Genomic DNA, 18,607 nt, shown 5'->3' with positions numbered 1-18,607 from the left:
CTGCTGGTTAGTCGGTTTGATTTTCGGGCCTTTGGCACCTGAGGTAAGTTCGCGCCAACAATAGAGCAGCCATAACGCCGCGCCGGTTTGCCGGGCGGCATCTTTCAATAGAAGTTCATGAAAAAGATTTTCCTCGTTCTGGTTCTCACCACGGCTGGCCGACTGGGCTGGGCACAGATGCCACAGGGCGAACGGCCTGCCGGAGGGATGCGCCCCGCTGGTGCGCCCGGACAGGCCCCGCAGGGTGCAGCCACTGCACCGCAAGCAGGCACCGGCCGTATCACCGGCACCGTGACGGACGCGGCTTCCAAGCAGCCAGTACCCTATGCTACGATAGTATTGCTGAACCCTGCTACTGGCAAAGCGGTGGACGGGACTTCGGCCGATGATAACGGCAAATTCTCGATTCCGCGTGTGGCCGCTGGCACCTATACCGTGCAGATCAGCTTCATCGGCTACAAGAGCGTTGAAAAGACCGGCGTTGTAATTACGGACGCCGGTAACACGGTGGCGCTGGGCGGTATCGTGCTGGAGTCGTCGGCGCAGAAGCTGGGCGAAGTAGTAGTGGAAGGCCAGCGCAGCTTGATAGAAGAGAAGGTAGACCGCACCGTATACAACGCCGAAAAGGACGAAACCACCCGTGGCGGCGACGCTACCGATGTGCTCAAACGGGTGCCCATGCTCAGCGTCGACCTTGATGGCAACGTGAGCCTGCGCGGCAGCTCCAACATTCGGGTGCTCATCAACAACCGCCCCAGCACCATCTCCGCCAACAGTATTGCCGATGCGCTGAAGCAGATTCCCGCCGACCAGATCAAGTCGGTGGAAGTCATTACCTCGCCTTCGGCCAAATACGATGCGGAAGGCTCTGGTGGTATCATCAACATCGTGACCAAGCAGAACAACCTGCAGGGCTTTACGCTGGACCTGCGCAGCAGCATTGGGTTGCGCAGCTCCGACCTGGGCCTGAGTGCCTCGTACCGCGTGGGCAAGATGGGCTTTTCGCTGGGTGGCGGCGGCCGGGGCCAGTACAACACGCCGGGCAGCTTCCGCAACGAGCAGCAGACGTATTCCATTCAGGGGCAGGACCTGAGCACCCGTGAGCTGCTGAGCCGCACCGTGCAGGAAGCCGACACGCGCAACCAGAACCTGTTCGGGCGCTACTCGCTGGGCTGGGACTACGATATCAACAAGTACAACTTCCTGTCGGCATCGGTGCAGCTGGGTTTGCGCAATGGCACGAACTACCAGGACAACCAGAGCACCAGTATTGCCTACTTCGATGGCCGCAACCCGACCAGCAGCCTGCGCGACATCAGTGTGCTTGATAACTCGAATACGCTAGACGCCACCCTGAACTACACCCGCACCTTCGAAACGCCGCAGCGCGAGTTCAGTCTGCTGGCCCAGTACAGCCGCAACACCCGCACCAACAACTTCACTAACCTGATTCTGGCCGGCGAGAATACCGGCGACAATCTGCGCAACGACAACGACAGCTACAACCAGGAAGTAACGGTGCAGGCCGACTACCAGACGCCCCTGAGCAAAACCCAGCTACTGGAGTTTGGCGCCAAGGACATTATGCGCCGCGTAAACAGCGACTACACCACGCTGCTCAACGGCCAGCCGCAGTCCGGCACCAACCTCTCGAACGTATTCGACTACAACCAGAACGTGGCGGCAGCTTATGCTTCGTACACGCTCAGCTTCCTGAAAAGCTACACGCTGAAAGCTGGTGCCCGCTACGAATACACGACCATCGACGCCAATTTCCGTACTGAAAACGCGCCTTCCATTCCATCCTATGGGGTGCTGGTACCCAGCGTGAACCTGTCGCGGAAGCTGACCAACGGCAACGTACTGAAAGTGGCCTACAACCGCCGCATTCAGCGTCCGTCGCTGCAGTTTCTGAACCCTAACCGACAGGTGCCTAACCAGGTCAGCACCACGGAAGGCAACCCGCTGCTGCAGCCAGAATACACCAACAACTACGAGCTGGGCTACAATACCTTCATCAAGCAGACCTCGCTCAATTTCTCGGTGTTTGCGCGGAACACGGATGGCTCCATCCAGCCCATCCGCACGCAGGACGGCGCTATTGTGCGGACCACCTACGACAACATCGGCACCGAAAACGCCTACGGCGGCAGCCTGAACGCCAACGTCAACATCAACAACAAGCTGACGCTGGGCGGCGGCGCCGACGTGTACTACGCCACCCTCGACAACAACATTTCCAGCCCGCTGTATGCAGCCAGCAACCAGGGTTGGGTGGCCAGTGGCCGAATGATGGGGGGCTACAGCTTTACCAAAGGCTGGGGCATGCAGGCGTTTGCGTTTTACCGCGGCCGGCAGGTGCAGCTGCAAGGCTACCAGGGCGGCTTCGGGGTGTATAGCGTAGGGGTGAAGAAGGATTTTGCCGAGAAGAAAGGCTCCATCGGTTTCGGGGCCGATAACATCTTCACGCCCACCAACAAAATCCGCAGCTCCATCAGCACGCCCTTCCTGGAGCAGAACAGCGTGAACGTACTGCGGCGCACAGGTTTCCGCATGAACATCAGCTACCGCATCGGGAAGATGAGCATGGCTCCTGCGCGGCGCAAGCGTTCCGTCAACAACGATGACCTGAAAGACGGCGGCACCGACGGCGGCAATGGCGCTGGCGCAACCCCGGCCCAGGGCCCCAGCGGCGGACGGCCATAACGGCTGGTGCTCCTTATACAAAAAGGCCCGTCTGCTCAGCAGGCGGGCCTTTTTTGTGTGGCTGTGCAGGAAGCTACTTGCGCGCTTGCAGGCTGTCGGGCGCTTTGCCGCTGGTAGCTTGCGTGAGCTTGTTCTGCAGCTGGAAAGTCACCTGCATACAGTCTTTGGCGTTCTGTTCGGCAGCAGCCAGTTTCTGTTCTGTATCAGAAAGGCGCACGTACAGGTAAACAATCAGGGCCAGGGAAATGACCAGCGCCCCAAGGGTAATAACGTTTTTCATGGTGGTTCAGGCAAAAGAAAAGCCCGCCGGAACGACGGGCTTTCCAGTAAATGAGGCAACCTAAATAGCCGTATTCGGGTCGAATTGCTCCAGGTAATCGGCCACGCGGCGCACGAATTGGCCACCGAGCGAGCCATCTACCACGCGGTGGTCATAGCTGTGGCTCAGGAACATGAAGTGGCGAATGCCAATCAGGTCGCCCTGCGGAGTTTCGATGACGGCCGGCTTCTTCTTGATAGCGCCAACAGCCATGATGGCTACCTGTGGCTGCATGATGATGGGCGTGCCCATCACGTTGCCGAACGAGCCGACGTTGGATACCGTGTAGGTGCCGCCTTCCAGATCTTCGGGCTTCAGCTTGTTGGCCCGGGCGCGGTTGGCGAGGTCATTCACCCGCTTGCTCAGGCCGTTGAGGTTAAGCTGGTCGGCGTTGTGAATTACGGGCACAATAAGGTTGCCGGAAGGCAGCGCCACTGCTACACCCACGTTGATGTCACGCTTCTTGATGATGTAGTCGCCTTCTACCGATACGTTGATGTTCGGGAAGTCCTGGATAGCGCGCGCAATGGCCTGGATGAAGATGGGCGTGAAGGTGAGGTTTTCACCCTCGCGCTTTTTATAGCCATCCTTGTGCTTGTTGCGCCAGTTCACGATGTCCGTCACGTCGGCCTCTACGAAGGAAGTAACGTGGGGCGAAATGCGCTTAGAGTCAACCATACGTTGCGCAATCATTTTGCGCATCCGGTCCATCTCAATCAGTTCCTGGTTGCCACTTACTGAGGGCGCCGCTTTGGGCGCTGCCGCTGGTGTTTGGGCTACTGGCTGTGCTGCCGGAGCTGCTGCCTGAGGAGCAGGAGCAGCGGGGGGCTGCTGAGCTGCTGGTTGAGCTGCCGCCGCCTGTGCAGCACCAAGTGGCTTCTTGCCGCCAGCTACATAGTCAAGAATATCTTTCTTCGTGACCCGGCCTTCGCTACCGGTACCGGGCAGATACTCCAGGTCGGCCATCGAAATGCCTTCTTCGCGGGCAATGCTGAGCACCAGCGGCGAATAGAAGCGGCCCGGCTGCGGCTGAGCGGCTGAGGTACTCACTGCTTGCGCCTGGTTGGCCTGTGGGTCGCCGGCTTCGGGCAGATAGGGCACTGCCGCCACGCCGTTGTCGGAGGAGGCAGCAGTAGCTTGGGCAGCTGCCGGAGCAGAAGCACCGGCATTGGCTGCATCGGTTTCTACAATGGCTATAGGAGCGCCTACGGCTACTACCTGGCCTTCCTGCACCAGAATTTCCTGCAGCACGCCGGCATGAATGGCAGGCACTTCGGTATCAACTTTGTCGGTTGCTACTTCAAGCACGGATTCATCCTGCTCGATGGTGTCGCCAACTTGTTTAAGCCATTTCAGGACGGTGCCTTCCATGATGGATTCGCCCATCTTGGGCATCGTCATTTCCACTCGTGCCATGCGGTTGGGGTAGGGGTTGGAGTATTGGGTGGGGAATTTGCGGACTCAAAGGTAACAGAAAGCCACAACGCCGGCCAATGCCATTGGTTGCCGCGCTGCAAATGTCTAGTGCAGGCATACCTACTTGCGTCTGCTGCTTCGGGTTGTATATTTGCCGTGCGCTCCTTTCACGGAGCACTTATCAAGAAAGGCGGAGGGACAGGCCCTGTGATGCCTTAGCAACCAGTAGCAATACCAGGTGCTAAATCCTGTTTCAGGCGTGCTGCGGCAGGCTTGGGAGAAGATAAGCTGAATGATGCCCCGCTGCGGCGGGTGCGGCTCTTCTGACTTATCGGAAGGGCTTTTTTTATGCCCATTTCGGTAAGGAATCTTGATCAGGTGCTTTGGTAAGGGAGGCGTTTCATTCACCTCAATACGTCCTTTCCCTATGCGTACCACATGCTGTTCTCAACATGCTACTACTGCCGCTGCTCAGTCATGCGGAAAGAAAACCTGCGCTGATGTTGCCCTGATATGGCCTGGGCTGGCCGCTTCTGGTTTGTTGTCCTGGACTGTTTAGGTGTTGAATATGCTGCGTAAAGACATCAATATCGGGCTGTTTGGCTTCGGGGTAGTAGGGCAGGGGCTGCACACGGTACTGGAGCGTACGCCGGGCCTGCGGGCCCGCATCGGGCGCATCGGGGTGAAGGACCGCGCCAAGCCGCGTACGTTGCCTCTGGGCCTGTTTACCTTCAGCCGCCACGACTTGCTCGACGACCCTGCGTTGGACGTAATAGTGGAATTGATTGACGATGCTGATGAAGCCTACCTTATTGTGACCGAGGCACTGCGCCGGGGCAAAGCAGTCGTAACGGCTAACAAAAAGATGCTGTCTGAGCATCTGGGGGAGCTTATTGAGTTGCAGCGCGAAACGGGCACGCCGCTCCTCTACGAAGCAGCTGCCTGTGCCAGCCTGCCCGTAATCCGCAATCTGGAAGAGTACTACGACACGGATTTGCTGGAGTCGGTGGAAGGCATCATCAACGGCTCCACCAATTACATTCTTACGGCCATGCACCGCGACGCCTTGTCGTTTGGGCAGGCATTAAGCCAAGCGCAGGCCTTGGGCTTCGCCGAGAGCAACCCCGCTCTGGATGTGGAAGGTCTTGATGCTCGCAACAAGCTGGTGCTGCTGCTAGCCCATGCCTTTGGGCTGGTAGTGGCCCCTGAGCAACTGCTTACGCTTGGCATCGACAGGCTAAGCCCACTGGCTACGGCGTATGCGAAGGAGCAAGGCTATGCTCTGAAGCTGGTGGCAGAAGCGCGGCGCTTGCCCAACGGCACTATTGCGGCGGCGGTGCTGCCTACCCTGGTGAAGCCGGAGCACGAACTAGCGCATGTGCACGACGAATACAATGGCCTCATCACCCAAAGCAGTTTCGCCGACCGGCAGTTTTTCCTGGGCCGCGGTGCCGGGGCTTTTCCTACCGCTTCGGCCGTGCTCAGCGACCTGTCGGCCCTCACCTATGGCTACCGCTACGAGTACAAAAAACTGCGCCAGCAAACCCATCTGGCGTTGGGGGCCGCCGCCGCCGAGGTGGAAGTGCTGGTTACGTTTACGGCGGAAACAGCCCCAGACCCCACCGATTTCCGCCGAGTGCATGAGCAGTTCCAATCTGATGCGCGGGGCCACTACCTGACCGGTACTATTGGGCTGGAACAGCTGGCGCAGGCCCGCTGGCTGCGGGAGCCAGGTATTTGTGTGGTGCGGCTACCGGGCACATTACGGGCTGCCCAAGCAGTAGAAGCTGCCGCTGGTGCCATCGGCAATATGCAATAGAAAAAGGGCCGGGCGGTTTCGGAACAAGTGCCAGAAGCCGTCCGGCCCTTTTTCGTTTCAGTCTCCAGAACAGAAGTTCGGGCGTACTGCTTGGCTGCTTACTCTGGGTGCCGGAATAAGGTCTCAGGTGAGCTGTGGCACTAGGGGCTTCGCGATACTACGGCCAATCATGAGGGCCAGCACGTTGCCCAGAATGATGGAAATGATGTTCATGAAGATGTTTTGTGCGAAAAAGGGCAGTTGCGCGAACGAGCGAACAACAGAATCGTCGGGGACACGCCCGCCTTTCAGCGACATCTGGGCCACGGTTTCGGCGTAGGTCTGCGGAATGCTGGCATCCACAAACTGGCAGTAAAGCAGATCGAGGGAAAAGCAGAACACCAACGTGCCCAATGAAAGCACTAGCAGCAGCCAGATGCCTTTTACCGGATTCAGGTGGTTGCGGAACGCCTCTGCGCGGTGCTGGTAAATTGGAAATGTGTGGAGCAGTCCTTCCGCCAGCAGCATCAGCAGCCCCGGCACCACAGGCAGCAGAATCATCTTGTCGTCGCGGAATAATCCGGTATCAGCATCCATCCAGTTGTAGAATACCGCATAAAGCATTGCCAGGTATACCAACGATGTCAGGAGGGACCAGGTCAGCAAAGGAAAAAGAAGATCTTTTTTCATAGTAAGTAGAGCTAAGAACGTTTTTTCTTGGACGCAGCACGGAGGCTGGCTTGGTAGTACAGGATGCTCAGGCTGGTATGTAGTGCCAGTGTCCAGGTATAGCGCCCGGATGCATAATCCAGCTTGAAAACCAACGTATTAATTATCAATGCAACGACGTAGGGCAGAATGATGCCCAGTAGCAGCAACGCCCGGAAAACCGGATCCTGCACGGCTGTATCTATGGTTCGGGGAAACTGAAAAGAACGGCCGGCAAACAGGCGGCGGTGTAGCCTCAGGCTGGCTGCTGTGGTAGCGAGATGAGACAACAACAGAATCAGGAAAACTGTCATGAGCGCTTAGTTTTGAGAAGAAATGGATTGCTCACTGTGGACCACCACGGTTTGTCCCAGCTCAGAAACGGGCTGTGGGGCCCGGCTCCGGCGTGGCAGAAAGCGCCGCACGTAAGCCAGGGCATGCACGTAGTTTCGGTTGGTGATGAACATGGCGTAAGATCCAATCATGATCCAGGAAAAGTTGTCGATGCGCATGAAGTACCAGATACCTAGGTGCAGCAGTACGCCGCCTACAATTACCGGCCATTTTGTGGGTCTGAACCAGATCAGGAAGGCAAAAGACAGTTCCCACAGAATGGTGAAATAGGTGCTCAGTACCACAAAATAGTGGTTCTCCGTCAGCGGAATATTCCAACTGGTTTGCCGGAACTCGTCCACGCGCATGGTGTAGTAGGTGGCAGTACCGTTCAGCCACAAGTCACCCTGCAGTTTGGCCAGCGCCGTGAAGAAGTACACATAGCAGATCTGAATCAACAGGGCCAGGGAGGCATAGCGCATCACAAGTTGGCCCGCCTTGCTCAAAGAAGCCGGCCACTGCCAGCGGGAGCCGGTGCTCAGCGTGTTGTAGCGGTAGGCATCGGCCAAAATGAGAAACGGCAGCGTTACTTCAATCACGTTGTCGGAGCCGTCGAGAATGAAGCCGTTGCGCTGCTTGAAGAGCAGGAGCAGTAGCCACAACACAAATGCCGTAACGCGCCCGAACACCCCAAAAAAGAGCAGAAAAGCCACTACAAACGTGACCAGCACAAAAGCCTGCGGCGCGTAGGGCACATGAAACGGATAGAGCAGGGCCTCCAGGCCGTAAGCGTGCATAAGCCCCAGGTATGTGTCATAGTCTACAATAGCCTGGGGCCCCAGCAGATTATCGGCCATCGGTAGGTAGAAAATCATATTTTTCATGACCAGCCCGGCCAGCAGGCACCGGAATACCGACAGGCCCATAGAATTGCGCAGCAAATCAGAAGTGGGAAGCATGGCGAAGTAAAATGAGGTGAAGACAGGTTAGCGGCGGGCCACGTGCAGCAGATAGGCCTCACTGGTCATGTGCGTGTAGCGCGAATTCTTCTCGTTGAAGTAATCCTGCTCGCGCTTGGAAAAGCGCGGAAATTCCTGGCTCATGATGCGGTAGGTCACACGCACCGAATCGGCCCGGTTCCAGGTGGGGTTTGCCTGCGTGAGGCGTTGCAGCGTGTGGCGCGAGTACTGCAGAATAGCCCGGTGGCCCGGCGACTGTTTGACCACAGCGCGCAGAAAACGCTTGGTTTTGGCCGTGTCCTTGGCCAGCGTATCCTGGCGGGCTGCAAAGCGGAAGGCCTTGTTCTGCGTCTCAATCACCTCGTTCGTTGAGGCCGACATGTGCTTGAGGATGCGCTGCACCGGCGACCAGTAGCTGACTTTTTTCAGATCCGTGAGCGGCTCCACCACATCAACCCAGCCAGAATTAAGGGCCTTCCCCTTCTGAAACACTTCGTACTGAAACAGCAGCCGCTGGTTGGCCGCAATAGGATTAGGCGCAAACAGGTTCCAGGTCTGCGAAAACCACGGATTCATGTAGCCCTGAATCTGGTATTTGTATTGATGGCTGATCGGGTTGGCCGGGAGCATACTGAACGCTACTACCGTAAAGTGGCCTATCAGTATCATTACCAGGCTGGTATGCAGCAGCCACCAGTAGCGCCCGGAAAATAGAATGCGGGGTAGAAGTTTCGGTTTCATAGGGCACAGCAAGGGTGAGAAAAGCTGGTCAGGCACTATTGCCAAGGGTGGTGAAGTGCAGCTAAAACAGAACTATTCTTTGGTTTTCGTAGTCAGGCGGGAGCAGAGGCGCAAGTGCGTAAGGGACTCCTACAATGATTCAGAATCAGAGTCTGTACTCTGCAGTGATACCTGCGGGAGCCGACAGGCAAGCAGAGTAGTACTATGTCGTGCTGATTGCATATTGATCAGCTGACGTTGACATCAGCTGCAGGGATGGGCGATAGTTGCCGAATGCCCTGCTGCAAATAGGTACTGTGTGGCAGCGTGTGAGCTAATGATGCCGGATAAATTGTACTATGCCGGCTAAGCGAACTGCACGGGCGTTTTGCGAGGGTATAGCATCCCCAAACCCCTCCTGGCCGGGGGATGCTACTGCCGGTAACGCCTAGATAGCAGCGGCTTTCAGGTCAAATTCCGAAAAATCGTTGCTCTGATATGGGTCAAGCAGCACCGAATTTGCCATGTTGTTGCTGTCGCCATTGGCCGCCTCGCGGTAGCCGGTATACACACCGTAGGCGAAAGCGCCCACCACCACTACGCCGAATGCCACAGCCGCTACAGCTGGGAACACAGCTTCCTCCAGCATAGCATTTTGTGACTGAAGTGGCGTGGCCTGGGTGTAGGTTCCCAAGGCTACGGTATTCTGCATAGACGCCGTGAACAGCAAAATTGTGAGCAGGCAGGCTGCAATGACGCGCTGAAATTTGTGGAAGGTTTTCATAGTCAGCTGCTTAATTGTGGCTCACGTTGTCGAATTGAGAAAAGTCGCCGGCTACATAGCTGGCCCGCTCATAGTTGCTGGCCATATCGTTAGAGCGGCCCAGTAAGTCATGCGCGGCGTGCCCAACGATGGTGCCTATCTCATAAGCCCCTACCACTGCACCCACAGCTGCGCCCACCACGGCAACACCCGCGGCAATAGCAGCCCAGCCAAAAGCCAGGTCCTGCTGGCTTTGCATGGAAGCGTAGGTTGGCGCCTGCTGGTAGCTGCCAACGGCCACTGCATTTTGGATGGAGAATTGGAAAAGGGATAGGCTCAACACTGCAGCCGCAATGGGCCGTTTCATCTTGCGTAAATTTTTCATCGTTGGAAAGATGTGAAGGTTGAAAAAAATGAATTGTACTGGTACCAGAGTGACCAGGAGGGGTAATGCTATTATGTAACCAGTAGATTGTTGCTGGCTGGAAGTAGGATTTTAAGGGTATAACAGGCCGTCTCGCTTGCTGTTGGCAAACGAATCATGCGGCAATAGCATTCCTGTCAATGTGCAAAAGCACATTAAGTTCAGGAAGCCAGGTGCAATAGGTAGTTGGTGGTAGTAGGGCGCGGTACTATCTGCCGGCGTTTCACCAGGCAGTACTAAAAGAGGCTGCTAATCAAGCAGCAAGCGCGTATTGTTAAGACCAAATAACAAGTATCCACTATAATATGCAAGGGCTGAAAAGATTTTTTTAATTATTTTTTTCTTGCGGATGAAACTTCATTTGTTACTCATATATTAGTTAATTGCAAATAAGCCTTGCGAAAGGGTGTCGACGTATGTAGCCATAAGCCAGATGAACGATATAATCTTTTTTGATGGGGTGTGTAACCTCTGCAATGGGTTCGTGCAGTTTGTCATCGACCGGGATGAAGCAGCGCGTTTTCAGTTTGTATCCTTGCAATCGGCAGTAGCCCACGAGCTACTGATCCGGCATGGCGAGCGGCCGCCGGCAACCCTTTCCACCATCTATCTGCTGCGTAATGGGCAGCTGTATGAGCGTTCCGAAGCAGTGCTGCTGATTCTGCAACAGCTGGATTCTGGATGGCGCCACGCAGCGGCTCTACTGGTGCTGCCGCGGTTCCTGCGCGACTGGGTGTATCAGCTGGTAGCTCGCCACCGCTATCTGCTACTGGGCCGGCAGACGGAATGCCGTATTCCGACGCCGGCATTGCGCCGCCGCTTTCTGTAACACTAGCCGGCCTGTGCTCTGCCGGCTGGTGCTATAGTGGCAGCCAGTGCTGCGCTCAGACGTTAGGCAGGAAAGTAAACCGAAAAAGTGGAGCCGCTGCCGACCTGACTTTCCACTTCAATTTTGCCGCCGGTATTCTCCACCATCTTCTTCACCATGTAAAGGCCGATTCCAGAGCCTTCGACGTGGGTATGGTACCGCCGGAACATGGCAAACAACGACTTTTCACGCGTGAGGTCCAGCCCCAGACCGTTGTCTTGCACTTCTAGTACATGATAAGCGGCTTCTACCCGGGTGCGCACCTGAACCTCGGGAGCCCGGTCGGGGTGATGGTATTTGAGGGCATTGCTCAGCAGGTTGTAGACCACTGAGCGCAGGTTTTTTTCAGAAAAATTGACCGTGGGGGTCGCCTCTATATGCACGCTGAGATGCCCGCCTACTTGCTGAAGCAGCGGAGCGAGGTCGAGGCGCACGTCCTCGATTACGGCGGCCAGCGGCACCGCAACCACAGGCTGGCCGTGCTCTTTCTGCAGCTTGCTGATATCGGTCAGGTGCTCGATGGTACGGGTGAAGCGGTCCACCGACTCCTGCATCAGATCCAGAATATGGGGCACTTCTCCCGTCTTGCTCGGCGGCGGCAACTCATCCTGCAACATGTGGAGCAGGCCCTCAATATTGGAAATCGGCGCTTTGAGGTCGTGCGACGCGGTATAGATGAAATTATCCAAGTCGACGTTGGTGCGCACCAGCTGGTCATTGGTTTCACGCAACTCCACGTTGAGGGTCTGGGCTTCGTCGCGGGAGGTGCGCAGTTTCTGGGTGAGGTGCTGCAGGGCCAGCTCGGCCAGCTTCTGCTCGTGCACATCAATAACCGTCCCGACGATGCCTTCAAACTCGCCGGAAGCCCCGAAGCGCGGCAATCCGGAATCGGTGGCCCAGCGGTAAGTGCCGTCGTGGCGACGCAGCCGGTACTGGCAATGAAACGGCTGCCGCTTCGTATTGGCTTCCACGAAGGCGGCGCTGGTGGCGGCGGCATCCTCGGGGTGCACGGCTTCTACCCAGCCCATACCCAGGGCCTGCTCCTCGGTTTGTCCGGTATATGCATACCAGGGGTAGTTCAGGTAAGTGCAATAGCCGTTGGCATCGGTTACCCATAGCATGGCCGGGGCGCTATCGGCCATCTGCCGGAACGACTGTTCCCGCTCTTCTACCACACGGCGGGCCCACACTTGGTCCGTCACTTCGTGGGCAAAGCACATAACTCCGTCTATGGCGCCCTGTGCATTGCGGCGGGCCTGGTAGGTAAAGGTCCAGAATATTTCTTCGAGCGGAGCCCCCGCGTGGCGGGCCAGCATAAGGGGCATTTCCTGGGCCACATAAGTTTCGCCGGTAGTGTACACCTGCCGGAGCAATGACGGAACGAGGGTGTCGGCCAGCTCGGGCAGGGCGGCCAACAGGGGTTTGCCGAGCAGCTGGCGGCCGGGAAAGATGAGCTGATAGGCCGGGTTAACCAATTGAAACACCAGCTCCGGCCCGTCGAGGATGGTGATGGGAGCGGGAGCCTGCATAAACAGGTTTTCCAGCCGCTGCCGCTCGGCTTCACGTTCCTGCCGCGCCAGCACCTGCTCGGTCACATCGTAGGCAAAGATGGAAACGCCGATAATCACGCCGTTTTCGCGGTAGGCCTGGTACGTGAACGTAAAGTACACATCCTGATTTGGCTGTGTACCGTCGGAGCTCTCAAGGCTCAGCCGAAGCTCTGTGCCGAAAAACGTTTCGCCGGTGCGGTACACGTTGTCAATCAGTTCCAGAAAGCCCTGGCCCACGGTTTCAGGCAGGGCCTCGGCTACCGGCCGGCCCAGTAGTTTCCGGTTTGGAAAAAGCTGCTGATATGCTTCGTTCACATACTCGAACCGGTGCTCAGGGCCACGCAGCAGCCCAATGCTGGCCGGGGTCTGCTCAAACACCTGGTAAAATGTTTCCCGCTGCTGAATCTGGCGCTGTGCGGCGTCGAGCAGGGCCTGCTGGGTTCGGATCAGCTCTGTATGGTTGCTGCTAATCTCCTGGTTGGAGGCCTGCAGCTCCGCGTTGATGGTGGCCAGGGCCTGGTTGAGCTCCTGTACCTGCTGTTGCGTCTGTACCTGCTCCGTTACATCGGCTACCAGACTGTAAAACCCCAGGACTTTTCCTGCGCGCACATCGGGGATGTAGCTGGTATGAATGTGGCGGGTAAAATCGGCGCGGTACGGCATAGCCGCATCGAAAGTCAGCCGCTCGCCGGCCAGGCCCCGCTCTATAAAGCCTGCTACCCGTGCGTAGGCGGCCTCTCCAATGACGTCCCGCACGGAGCGCCCAACCAGCTCTTCGGGAGCCATATTGAACCAGGTTTCGTAGGCGCGGTTCGCAAACTGGTAGGTCTGGTTCTGGTCTACGTAGCCGATGAGCACGGGCAGCGAATCGGTAAGCAACTGCAGCTGCCGCGCTGCCGTTTCGCTGGTAAGCCGGGCTTTCTCGGCCTGCTGCCGGGCCACTAACTGCTCGGTTACTTCAAAGGCAAACACGATAATGCCATCCACGAGGCCATCGGCGCTGTAGCGGGCCTGCTGGATATAGTTGAAGTAGCGGTCCTCCAGCAAGCCGTCAGTTGGGCGGGCCAGCGGAATCAGAATACCCAACTCCTGCTGCGTCTCGCCGGTATCATACACCCGCCGGAACGTCTGGTACACCTGGTGGTTGGCTATTTCTGGCAGGGCCTGCAAAATGGGCTGGCCCAGCAGTTGGCGCCCCGGAAACAGCTGCTGGTAGCCAGAATTAACCAACTCATACACTAGGTCGGGGCCGTCTAGAATGCAGATGGCGGCTGGTGTCTGCATAAAGAGGCTTTCCAGGCGTGCCCGCTGCCGCTCCGCCTCCGCCTGCGCTTGCTGCAGCGCCTGCGTCCGTTCCGACACTCTTTTCTCCAAGGCCTCATTGGCCGCGGCTAGATCCTGGTTCAGGTGCTGCACCTGCTGCCGGGTGCGCACTTGTTCCTCTACGTTGTAGGCAAAGATGAGAATACCGGTGATGGTGCCGGCGGCGTCGCGGGTGGCTTGGTAAATGAAGTTGAAATGCAGCGCCTCCCGCTGCCCCGAGTTGGTCCGGTCGATGTAAGCCAGCACTTCGTTGCCGTGGTACGTTTCGCCGGTGCGGTACACTTCATCCAGAAGGTCGAAAAACGGCTGGTCCTGCAGTTCCGGCACAGCCTCGCGGTAGGGCTTGCCTTCCATGGCGCGGCCGCCGAACAGCTGCCGGAATTCTTCATTTACAATGTCGACCACGTGGTTGGGGCCCCGCAGACTGGCAATCAGGGCCGGGGCCTGCAACAGCAGCTTCTGCAGCTGCAGGCGGTGTGCTTCGGCCTGGGCCAACGCCTCCTCCTCCCGTTTCTGGCGGGTGAGCAGCCGCGCTTCGTCGTGCACCTGCTCCGTCACGTTCACCACGGCGTGCAGAATGTGCGTCACCCGCTGCTGTTCGTCCAGAACGGGGGTATTGCACGGGAGCCAGTACCGCTCCACGAACTGGCCGGCGAACTGCGGAGAAGGTACATCGTACCGCTGGCGCGCCATTTGGTGCGGCTTGCCGGTAGCGAGGACCTGGTTCAGGGAAGCCCGCAGATCGTGGCTGCTGTAGGCTTCGGGGGCATCAGGGTTATCAGGAAAAACGTCGAACAGGGATTTGCCCAGGATACTTTCCCGCTGCGTAAACGTGGCCGCCAGATAGGAATTGCTGGCCGCTTCAATGATCAGCTCCGGGGAGAGCAGAAGGCAGGCCTCGGGCAGGGCGTTGAAGACAACTGGCAGCGGTGGGAAATCAGACATGAGAGCAGCGAAGCGGAAGGCAGACTGGAAGGCAGAGCAGCTGGTACAGCATAAACTATCCTCTGGGAAGGGTGTTCTGAGGCCCGGCGGGCAGCACAATTCCCCCTGAAAGTAGGCCCTGTTTACCAATAAATCCTCATCGGCCCGGTTGCCTGCCTTTGGAGCTCAGCCGTAGTCCGGGCCTTTTCCCAGCGCTGCTGGGCCCTTGCTTCCCGTAGCGTGCGGCCAGACTTGGCCGGCCGGACCAGTTGGTGTGGCGGAACCTGCCCGGTAATTGGTCGTAAACCGGGGCGGCCGGGGCAATGACGGTTTGTATCCCGCGAAACATCTTCCTCTGCCAGCAGTTCTGTTCTTTTTTGCTTAACGAGACACCATGGCCTCCTTCCGCCAGAAACTCCTGAAACAGTTGTATCCGCTGATCATGCGGCTTTCCAAATCGAGTAATCGGGGCAAAGTGCTGGAAAGCCCTAAGCCGGTAGCCGCGCCGGCGCCTTTCCACGAGCTGGGTAGCCAGCTGAACACGGGAAGTACGCTTGCCTTCGAGGAGCTGAAAGGCAAAAAGGTGCTGCTGGTAAATACGGCCTCCAACTGCGGCTATACCAATCAGTACCAGGAATTGCAGCAGCTCTCCGAGCAATACGCCGACCAGCTGGTGGTGCTGGGCTTCCCGGCTAACGACTTTGCCGAGCAGGAGAAGGACGACGACAAGACCATTGAGCAGTTCTGCCAAGTGAATTTCGGAGTAAGCTTCCCGCTGATGAAAAAAAGCGTGGTAGTAAAGCAGCCACAGCAAAATCCGGTGTACCAGTGGCTGAGTGATGCCCGCCGCAACGGCTGGAATGAGCAGGCCCCCGACTGGAATTTCTCCAAGTACCTTATCAGTGAGGACGGGCGCCTGACGCACTATTTCGGGCCGGCCGTTTCGCCTCTCAGCGACACGGTAACCAGCCAGCTGAAAGGCCGGTAGGACCGCTGCCTGCAACATCCGGGCGGTACAACCCGTTAGGGGCGTGCTGATTGGTTCTTTATGACAGTTGTTGCTTCTCACCCTTCCCTGACGATACACCTGCACTCAGGTTCGGCTGCCGCGCTGGAAACGGAGTGGCTGGGGTTTACAGGCAGCCGGGATTTTCGGCGTTACATCACAGAGGCGCTGGCCCTGGCCCGCCAGCACGGCGTTACCGGCTGGATTGCCAACGACCAGCTGCTGGGTGCCGTGCGCCCCGTTGATCTGGACTGGGTGGCCAAACACGTACTGCCCGCTCTGATGAAACTCGGGATTCGACGGTTTGCCCGCCTGGATGCGCAGGACACCATGAACCGCCTGCTGATTGGCAGGATGTATCAGCAGGCCGCTACCAGCCCGCAATTTGAACTACGCTCATTTTCTGACCCGAAGCAGGCCCGGGAATGGGCGGTAGCCTAAGCCGCGTAGTGCTGCGTCTGCCGGGTTTTCATGCGGCAAGCCGTAATGGACGGTATGCATGCGCAGGCCGGGTTGATGATAGTTGGAGTAGCCGGTTTTGCGTAGTAGCAGTAGCTGGCCCAAGCTGCCGCTTGCTTCAACCTCTCATGCCTCCGTTTGCTCATGCCCGATTCGACTTCCCGCAATACCGGCGAAAAACTGAATACCGCCAAGCAGATTAAGCCCGAAAACGTGGGGGCACTCAGCCGGGAGCAGCTTACGCCTGAAGCAACCCGGCAACCTCAGGGCCATGATGTAGCCGGCCACGACCATGCTGGCCACTCGCACGACCCAGGCGAGCTGAGCTTTGGGCAAGATGACCATAACCACGGGCCACTCGGTGAGAATCCTTATTTGATACCCGGCGTAAGCCTGGTGCTGTTGCTCGTTGGTATTGGCTTGGATTATTATGACGCAGGTTTCTTTGCGGGGTATGTGCGCCTGGCGTGGTACGGCGTAGCCTTCCTGCTGGTGGGCTGGAAGGTGATGAAAGCGGCCATATTGAGTATTCCTTCCGGCAACGTGTTCAATGAGTTTCTGCTTATGAGCATTGCCACACTGGGCGCTTTTGCCATTGGCGAGTATCCGGAAGGCGTAGCCGTAATGCTGTTCTACACCATCGGGGAACTGTTTCAGGATGCCGCTGTGAACCGAGCCAAGCGCAGTATCCAGGCCTTGCTGAATATTCAGGCTACTGAAGTTAGGGTAGTGCGGGCCGGCCAGAGCCTGGTGCTAGACCCGAAGGAAGTTGTGCTGGGCGACATCATGGAAGTTCGGCCGGGCGAGCAGGTCGCGCTTGACGGCACGCTGCAGAACTCGGCGGCGTCCTTCAACACGTCGGCTCTCACAGGCGAATCTGTGCCCCAGACCAAACAGCCTGGCGAAACGGTTCTGGCCGGCATGATTAACCAGGAAACTCTGGCCCAGATTTTAGTTACGGCCGGTTTTGCAGATACCAAGCTCTCAAAAATACTGGCCATGGTGCAGGACGCCGTAGGCCGCAAAGCCAAAACGCAGCAGTTCATCACCCGCTTCGCCCGAGTTTACACCCCTATTGTAGTGGCGTTGGCTGCGTTGCTGGTGCTGGTGCCGTATTTCGTGGTGCAGGACTATGTATTTCGGGAGTGGCTATATCGGGCGTTGGTATTTCTGGTTATAGCCTGTCCTTGCGCGTTGGTCATCAGCATCCCGCTGGGCTATTTCGGCGGTATCGGGGCGGCCTCCAAGGCAGGCATCCTCTTCAAAGGGTCCAACTTCCTGGACCTGATGCGCGAAATCAATACGGTAGTGCTGGACAAAACCGGTACCCTGACGCAGGGCGTGTTTTCTGTGCAGCAGGTGCGGCCCGCAGCTGGTATAGAGCCAGCCCATTTGCTTCGCCTAGTTGGCGCTCTGGAAACCAAATCTACTCACCCCATAGCCAAAGCCGTAGTGGCGCATGTAGGAGAGGCTGCTGTGGGTGTAGCCGTGGAAAATGTTGAGGAAATAGCCGGCCACGGCTTGCGGGGTAGGGTAGAAGGGCACGACGTGCTGGCCGGCAACGCACGGCTGCTCAGCAAATACAGTGTAGCCTATCCCGCAGAAATCGACGAGGTGGTAGACAGCATTGTGGTAGCCGCCATAGATGGGCAATACGCCGGATACATCACAGTGGCCGATTCGCCGAAAGAAGATGCTGCCCGAGCAGTGCAGGAGCTGAAAGCCGATGGTATCTCGAAGTTGGTAATGCTCTCTGGCGACAAAGACAGCATCACGCAGCAAGTTGCCCGGCAACTCGGCATCGACGAAGCGCACGGTAGCTTGTTGCCGGAAGACAAAGCCCGCTATGTGCAGCAGTATCTGGCAGAAGGCCGCCGGGTGGCATTTGTGGGCGACGGAGTAAATGATGCTCCCGTAGTTGCCCTTGCCGATGTGGGCATAGCCATGGGCGGGCTGGGTTCCGATGCCACCATCGAAACGGCCGATGTGGTAATACAGACCGATCATCCGAGCAAAATTGCCACTGCCCGTCGTATTGCCCGCGCCACACACAGCGTGGTCTGGCAGAATATCTGGCTGGCTTTCATCGTGAAAGGTATTGTGCTGGCCTTGGGCGCCGGTGGGCTGGCCACCATGTGGGAAGCCGTGTTTGCCGATGTGGGCGTGGCGCTGCTCGCCATTCTGAACGCCGTACGAATCCAGCGTATGAAATTTTAGGCTAAGGGAGTGGCACTGCATGCTGCTGGATAAGCAGCAGAGAAGGCAATTAAGAGTAACGAGAAAAAATAATTGACTATGACGTAAACATACGACGTACTATGTCGTATGTTT

General features: G+C 57.4%; 15 protein-coding genes and 1 riboswitch. Of the genes, 6 read left to right on the top strand and 9 right to left on the bottom strand.

What is annotated here, in order from left to right; all coding sequences use genetic code 11:
• Window positions 1-117: 117 nt before the first annotated feature.
• On the top strand, window positions 118-2,706 hold the full coding sequence (locus IC231_RS08785) for a TonB-dependent receptor domain-containing protein (RefSeq protein ID WP_190784165.1): 2,589 nt from the start codon (window positions 118-120) through the stop codon (window positions 2,704-2,706).
• Window positions 2,707-2,779: 73 nt separating this feature from the next.
• On the opposite strand, the gene IC231_RS08780 is transcribed toward IC231_RS08785, so the two are convergent.
• Window positions 2,780-2,986 carry a hypothetical protein gene (locus tag IC231_RS08780; protein WP_190784164.1) on the bottom strand — a complete coding sequence of 69 codons (207 nt, stop codon included), beginning with the start codon at window positions 2,984-2,986 and terminating at the stop codon, window positions 2,780-2,782.
• A gap of 60 nt (window positions 2,987-3,046) precedes the next feature.
• A complete protein-coding gene (locus tag IC231_RS08775; RefSeq protein ID WP_190784163.1) occupies window positions 3,047-4,441 on the bottom strand; it encodes a dihydrolipoamide acetyltransferase family protein in 1,395 nt (464 codons plus the stop codon).
• A 175-nt stretch (window positions 4,442-4,616) separates the two neighbouring features.
• Window positions 4,617-4,731, top strand: a riboswitch (SAM riboswitch).
• 278 nt (window positions 4,732-5,009) lie between these two features.
• Here IC231_RS08775 and IC231_RS08770 point away from each other — a divergent pair.
• Window positions 5,010-6,260: a homoserine dehydrogenase gene (locus IC231_RS08770; protein WP_190784162.1), complete on the top strand. Its 1,251-nt coding sequence runs from the start codon at window positions 5,010-5,012 to the stop codon at window positions 6,258-6,260.
• A 123-nt stretch (window positions 6,261-6,383) separates the two neighbouring features.
• Here IC231_RS08770 and IC231_RS08765 read toward each other — a convergent pair whose 3' ends face one another.
• The 6 genes from IC231_RS08765 to IC231_RS08740 all read right to left on the bottom strand — a co-directional run bounded on the left by IC231_RS08765 (window position 6,384) and on the right by IC231_RS08740 (window position 10,107).
• Window positions 6,384-6,929, bottom strand: coding sequence for a hypothetical protein (locus IC231_RS08765; protein WP_190784161.1), 546 nt, complete (start codon window positions 6,927-6,929; stop codon window positions 6,384-6,386).
• A gap of 11 nt (window positions 6,930-6,940) precedes the next feature.
• Window positions 6,941-7,261, bottom strand: a complete 321-nt coding sequence (locus IC231_RS08760; RefSeq protein WP_190784160.1) for a hypothetical protein — start codon at window positions 7,259-7,261, stop codon at window positions 6,941-6,943.
• A 6-nt stretch (window positions 7,262-7,267) separates the two neighbouring features.
• Window positions 7,268-8,239: an HTTM domain-containing protein gene (locus IC231_RS08755; RefSeq protein ID WP_190784159.1), complete on the bottom strand. Its 972-nt coding sequence runs from the start codon at window positions 8,237-8,239 to the stop codon at window positions 7,268-7,270.
• A gap of 27 nt (window positions 8,240-8,266) precedes the next feature.
• The gene (locus IC231_RS08750) at window positions 8,267-8,980 is read right to left on the bottom strand and encodes a DUF5819 family protein (protein WP_190784158.1); all 714 of its coding nucleotides are present in this window, start codon (window positions 8,978-8,980) and stop codon (window positions 8,267-8,269) included.
• A gap of 427 nt (window positions 8,981-9,407) precedes the next feature.
• Complete coding sequence (locus IC231_RS08745) at window positions 9,408-9,743, bottom strand: hypothetical protein (RefSeq protein ID WP_190784157.1); 336 nt, start codon at window positions 9,741-9,743, stop codon at window positions 9,408-9,410.
• 10 nt (window positions 9,744-9,753) lie between these two features.
• Window positions 9,754-10,107, bottom strand: a complete 354-nt coding sequence (locus tag IC231_RS08740; protein ID WP_190784156.1) for a hypothetical protein — start codon at window positions 10,105-10,107, stop codon at window positions 9,754-9,756.
• A gap of 472 nt (window positions 10,108-10,579) precedes the next feature.
• Between IC231_RS08740 and IC231_RS08735 the strand changes: the two genes are divergently transcribed.
• A complete protein-coding gene (locus tag IC231_RS08735; protein WP_190784155.1) occupies window positions 10,580-10,975 on the top strand; it encodes a thiol-disulfide oxidoreductase DCC family protein in 396 nt (131 codons plus the stop codon).
• Window positions 10,976-11,037: 62 nt separating this feature from the next.
• Here IC231_RS08735 and IC231_RS08730 read toward each other — a convergent pair whose 3' ends face one another.
• Complete coding sequence (locus IC231_RS08730; protein WP_190784154.1) at window positions 11,038-14,832, bottom strand: PAS domain-containing protein; 3,795 nt, start codon at window positions 14,830-14,832, stop codon at window positions 11,038-11,040.
• Window positions 14,833-15,205: 373 nt separating this feature from the next.
• On the opposite strand from IC231_RS08730, the gene IC231_RS08725 reads away from it, so the two are divergent.
• From IC231_RS08725 to IC231_RS08715, 3 genes are all read left to right on the top strand, one after another.
• Window positions 15,206-15,799 carry a glutathione peroxidase gene (locus IC231_RS08725; RefSeq protein ID WP_190784153.1) on the top strand — a complete coding sequence of 198 codons (594 nt, stop codon included), beginning with the start codon at window positions 15,206-15,208 and terminating at the stop codon, window positions 15,797-15,799.
• Window positions 15,800-15,859: 60 nt separating this feature from the next.
• The gene (locus tag IC231_RS08720; RefSeq protein ID WP_190784152.1) at window positions 15,860-16,258 is read left to right on the top strand and encodes a hypothetical protein; all 399 of its coding nucleotides are present in this window, start codon (window positions 15,860-15,862) and stop codon (window positions 16,256-16,258) included.
• Between the two features lie 162 nt (window positions 16,259-16,420).
• Complete coding sequence (locus tag IC231_RS08715; protein WP_211538964.1) at window positions 16,421-18,493, top strand: heavy metal translocating P-type ATPase; 2,073 nt, start codon at window positions 16,421-16,423, stop codon at window positions 18,491-18,493.
• Window positions 18,494-18,607: the final 114 nt, after the last annotated feature.

Source organism: Hymenobacter duratus (assembly GCF_014698995.1).
GTDB lineage: Bacteria > Bacteroidota > Bacteroidia > Cytophagales > Hymenobacteraceae > Hymenobacter > Hymenobacter duratus.
This window is presented reverse-complemented; position numbering and strand designations above follow the sequence as displayed.

Excerpts from the sequence above, each read along its gene's own strand:
- IC231_RS08785 (WP_190784165.1), top strand. The coding sequence starts at position 118 with ATGAAAAAGATTTTCCTCGTTCTGGTTCTCACCACGGCTGGCCGACTG.
- IC231_RS08780 (WP_190784164.1), bottom strand. The coding sequence starts at position 2,986 with ATGAAAAACGTTATTACCCTTGGGGCGCTGGTCATTTCCCTGGCCCTG.
- IC231_RS08775 (WP_190784163.1), bottom strand. The coding sequence starts at position 4,441 with ATGGCACGAGTGGAAATGACGATGCCCAAGATGGGCGAATCCATCATG.
- IC231_RS08770 (WP_190784162.1), top strand. The coding sequence starts at position 5,010 with ATGCTGCGTAAAGACATCAATATCGGGCTGTTTGGCTTCGGGGTAGTA.
- IC231_RS08765 (WP_190784161.1), bottom strand. The coding sequence starts at position 6,929 with ATGAAAAAAGATCTTCTTTTTCCTTTGCTGACCTGGTCCCTCCTGACA.
- IC231_RS08760 (WP_190784160.1), bottom strand. The coding sequence starts at position 7,261 with ATGACAGTTTTCCTGATTCTGTTGTTGTCTCATCTCGCTACCACAGCA.
- IC231_RS08755 (WP_190784159.1), bottom strand. The coding sequence starts at position 8,239 with ATGCTTCCCACTTCTGATTTGCTGCGCAATTCTATGGGCCTGTCGGTA.
- IC231_RS08750 (WP_190784158.1), bottom strand. The coding sequence starts at position 8,980 with ATGAAACCGAAACTTCTACCCCGCATTCTATTTTCCGGGCGCTACTGG.
- IC231_RS08745 (WP_190784157.1), bottom strand. The coding sequence starts at position 9,743 with ATGAAAACCTTCCACAAATTTCAGCGCGTCATTGCAGCCTGCCTGCTC.
- IC231_RS08740 (WP_190784156.1), bottom strand. The coding sequence starts at position 10,107 with ATGAAAAATTTACGCAAGATGAAACGGCCCATTGCGGCTGCAGTGTTG.
- IC231_RS08735 (WP_190784155.1), top strand. The coding sequence starts at position 10,580 with ATGAACGATATAATCTTTTTTGATGGGGTGTGTAACCTCTGCAATGGG.
- IC231_RS08730 (WP_190784154.1), bottom strand. The coding sequence starts at position 14,832 with ATGTCTGATTTCCCACCGCTGCCAGTTGTCTTCAACGCCCTGCCCGAG.
- IC231_RS08725 (WP_190784153.1), top strand. The coding sequence starts at position 15,206 with ATGGCCTCCTTCCGCCAGAAACTCCTGAAACAGTTGTATCCGCTGATC.
- IC231_RS08720 (WP_190784152.1), top strand. The coding sequence starts at position 15,860 with ATGACAGTTGTTGCTTCTCACCCTTCCCTGACGATACACCTGCACTCA.
- IC231_RS08715 (WP_211538964.1), top strand. The coding sequence starts at position 16,421 with ATGCCCGATTCGACTTCCCGCAATACCGGCGAAAAACTGAATACCGCC.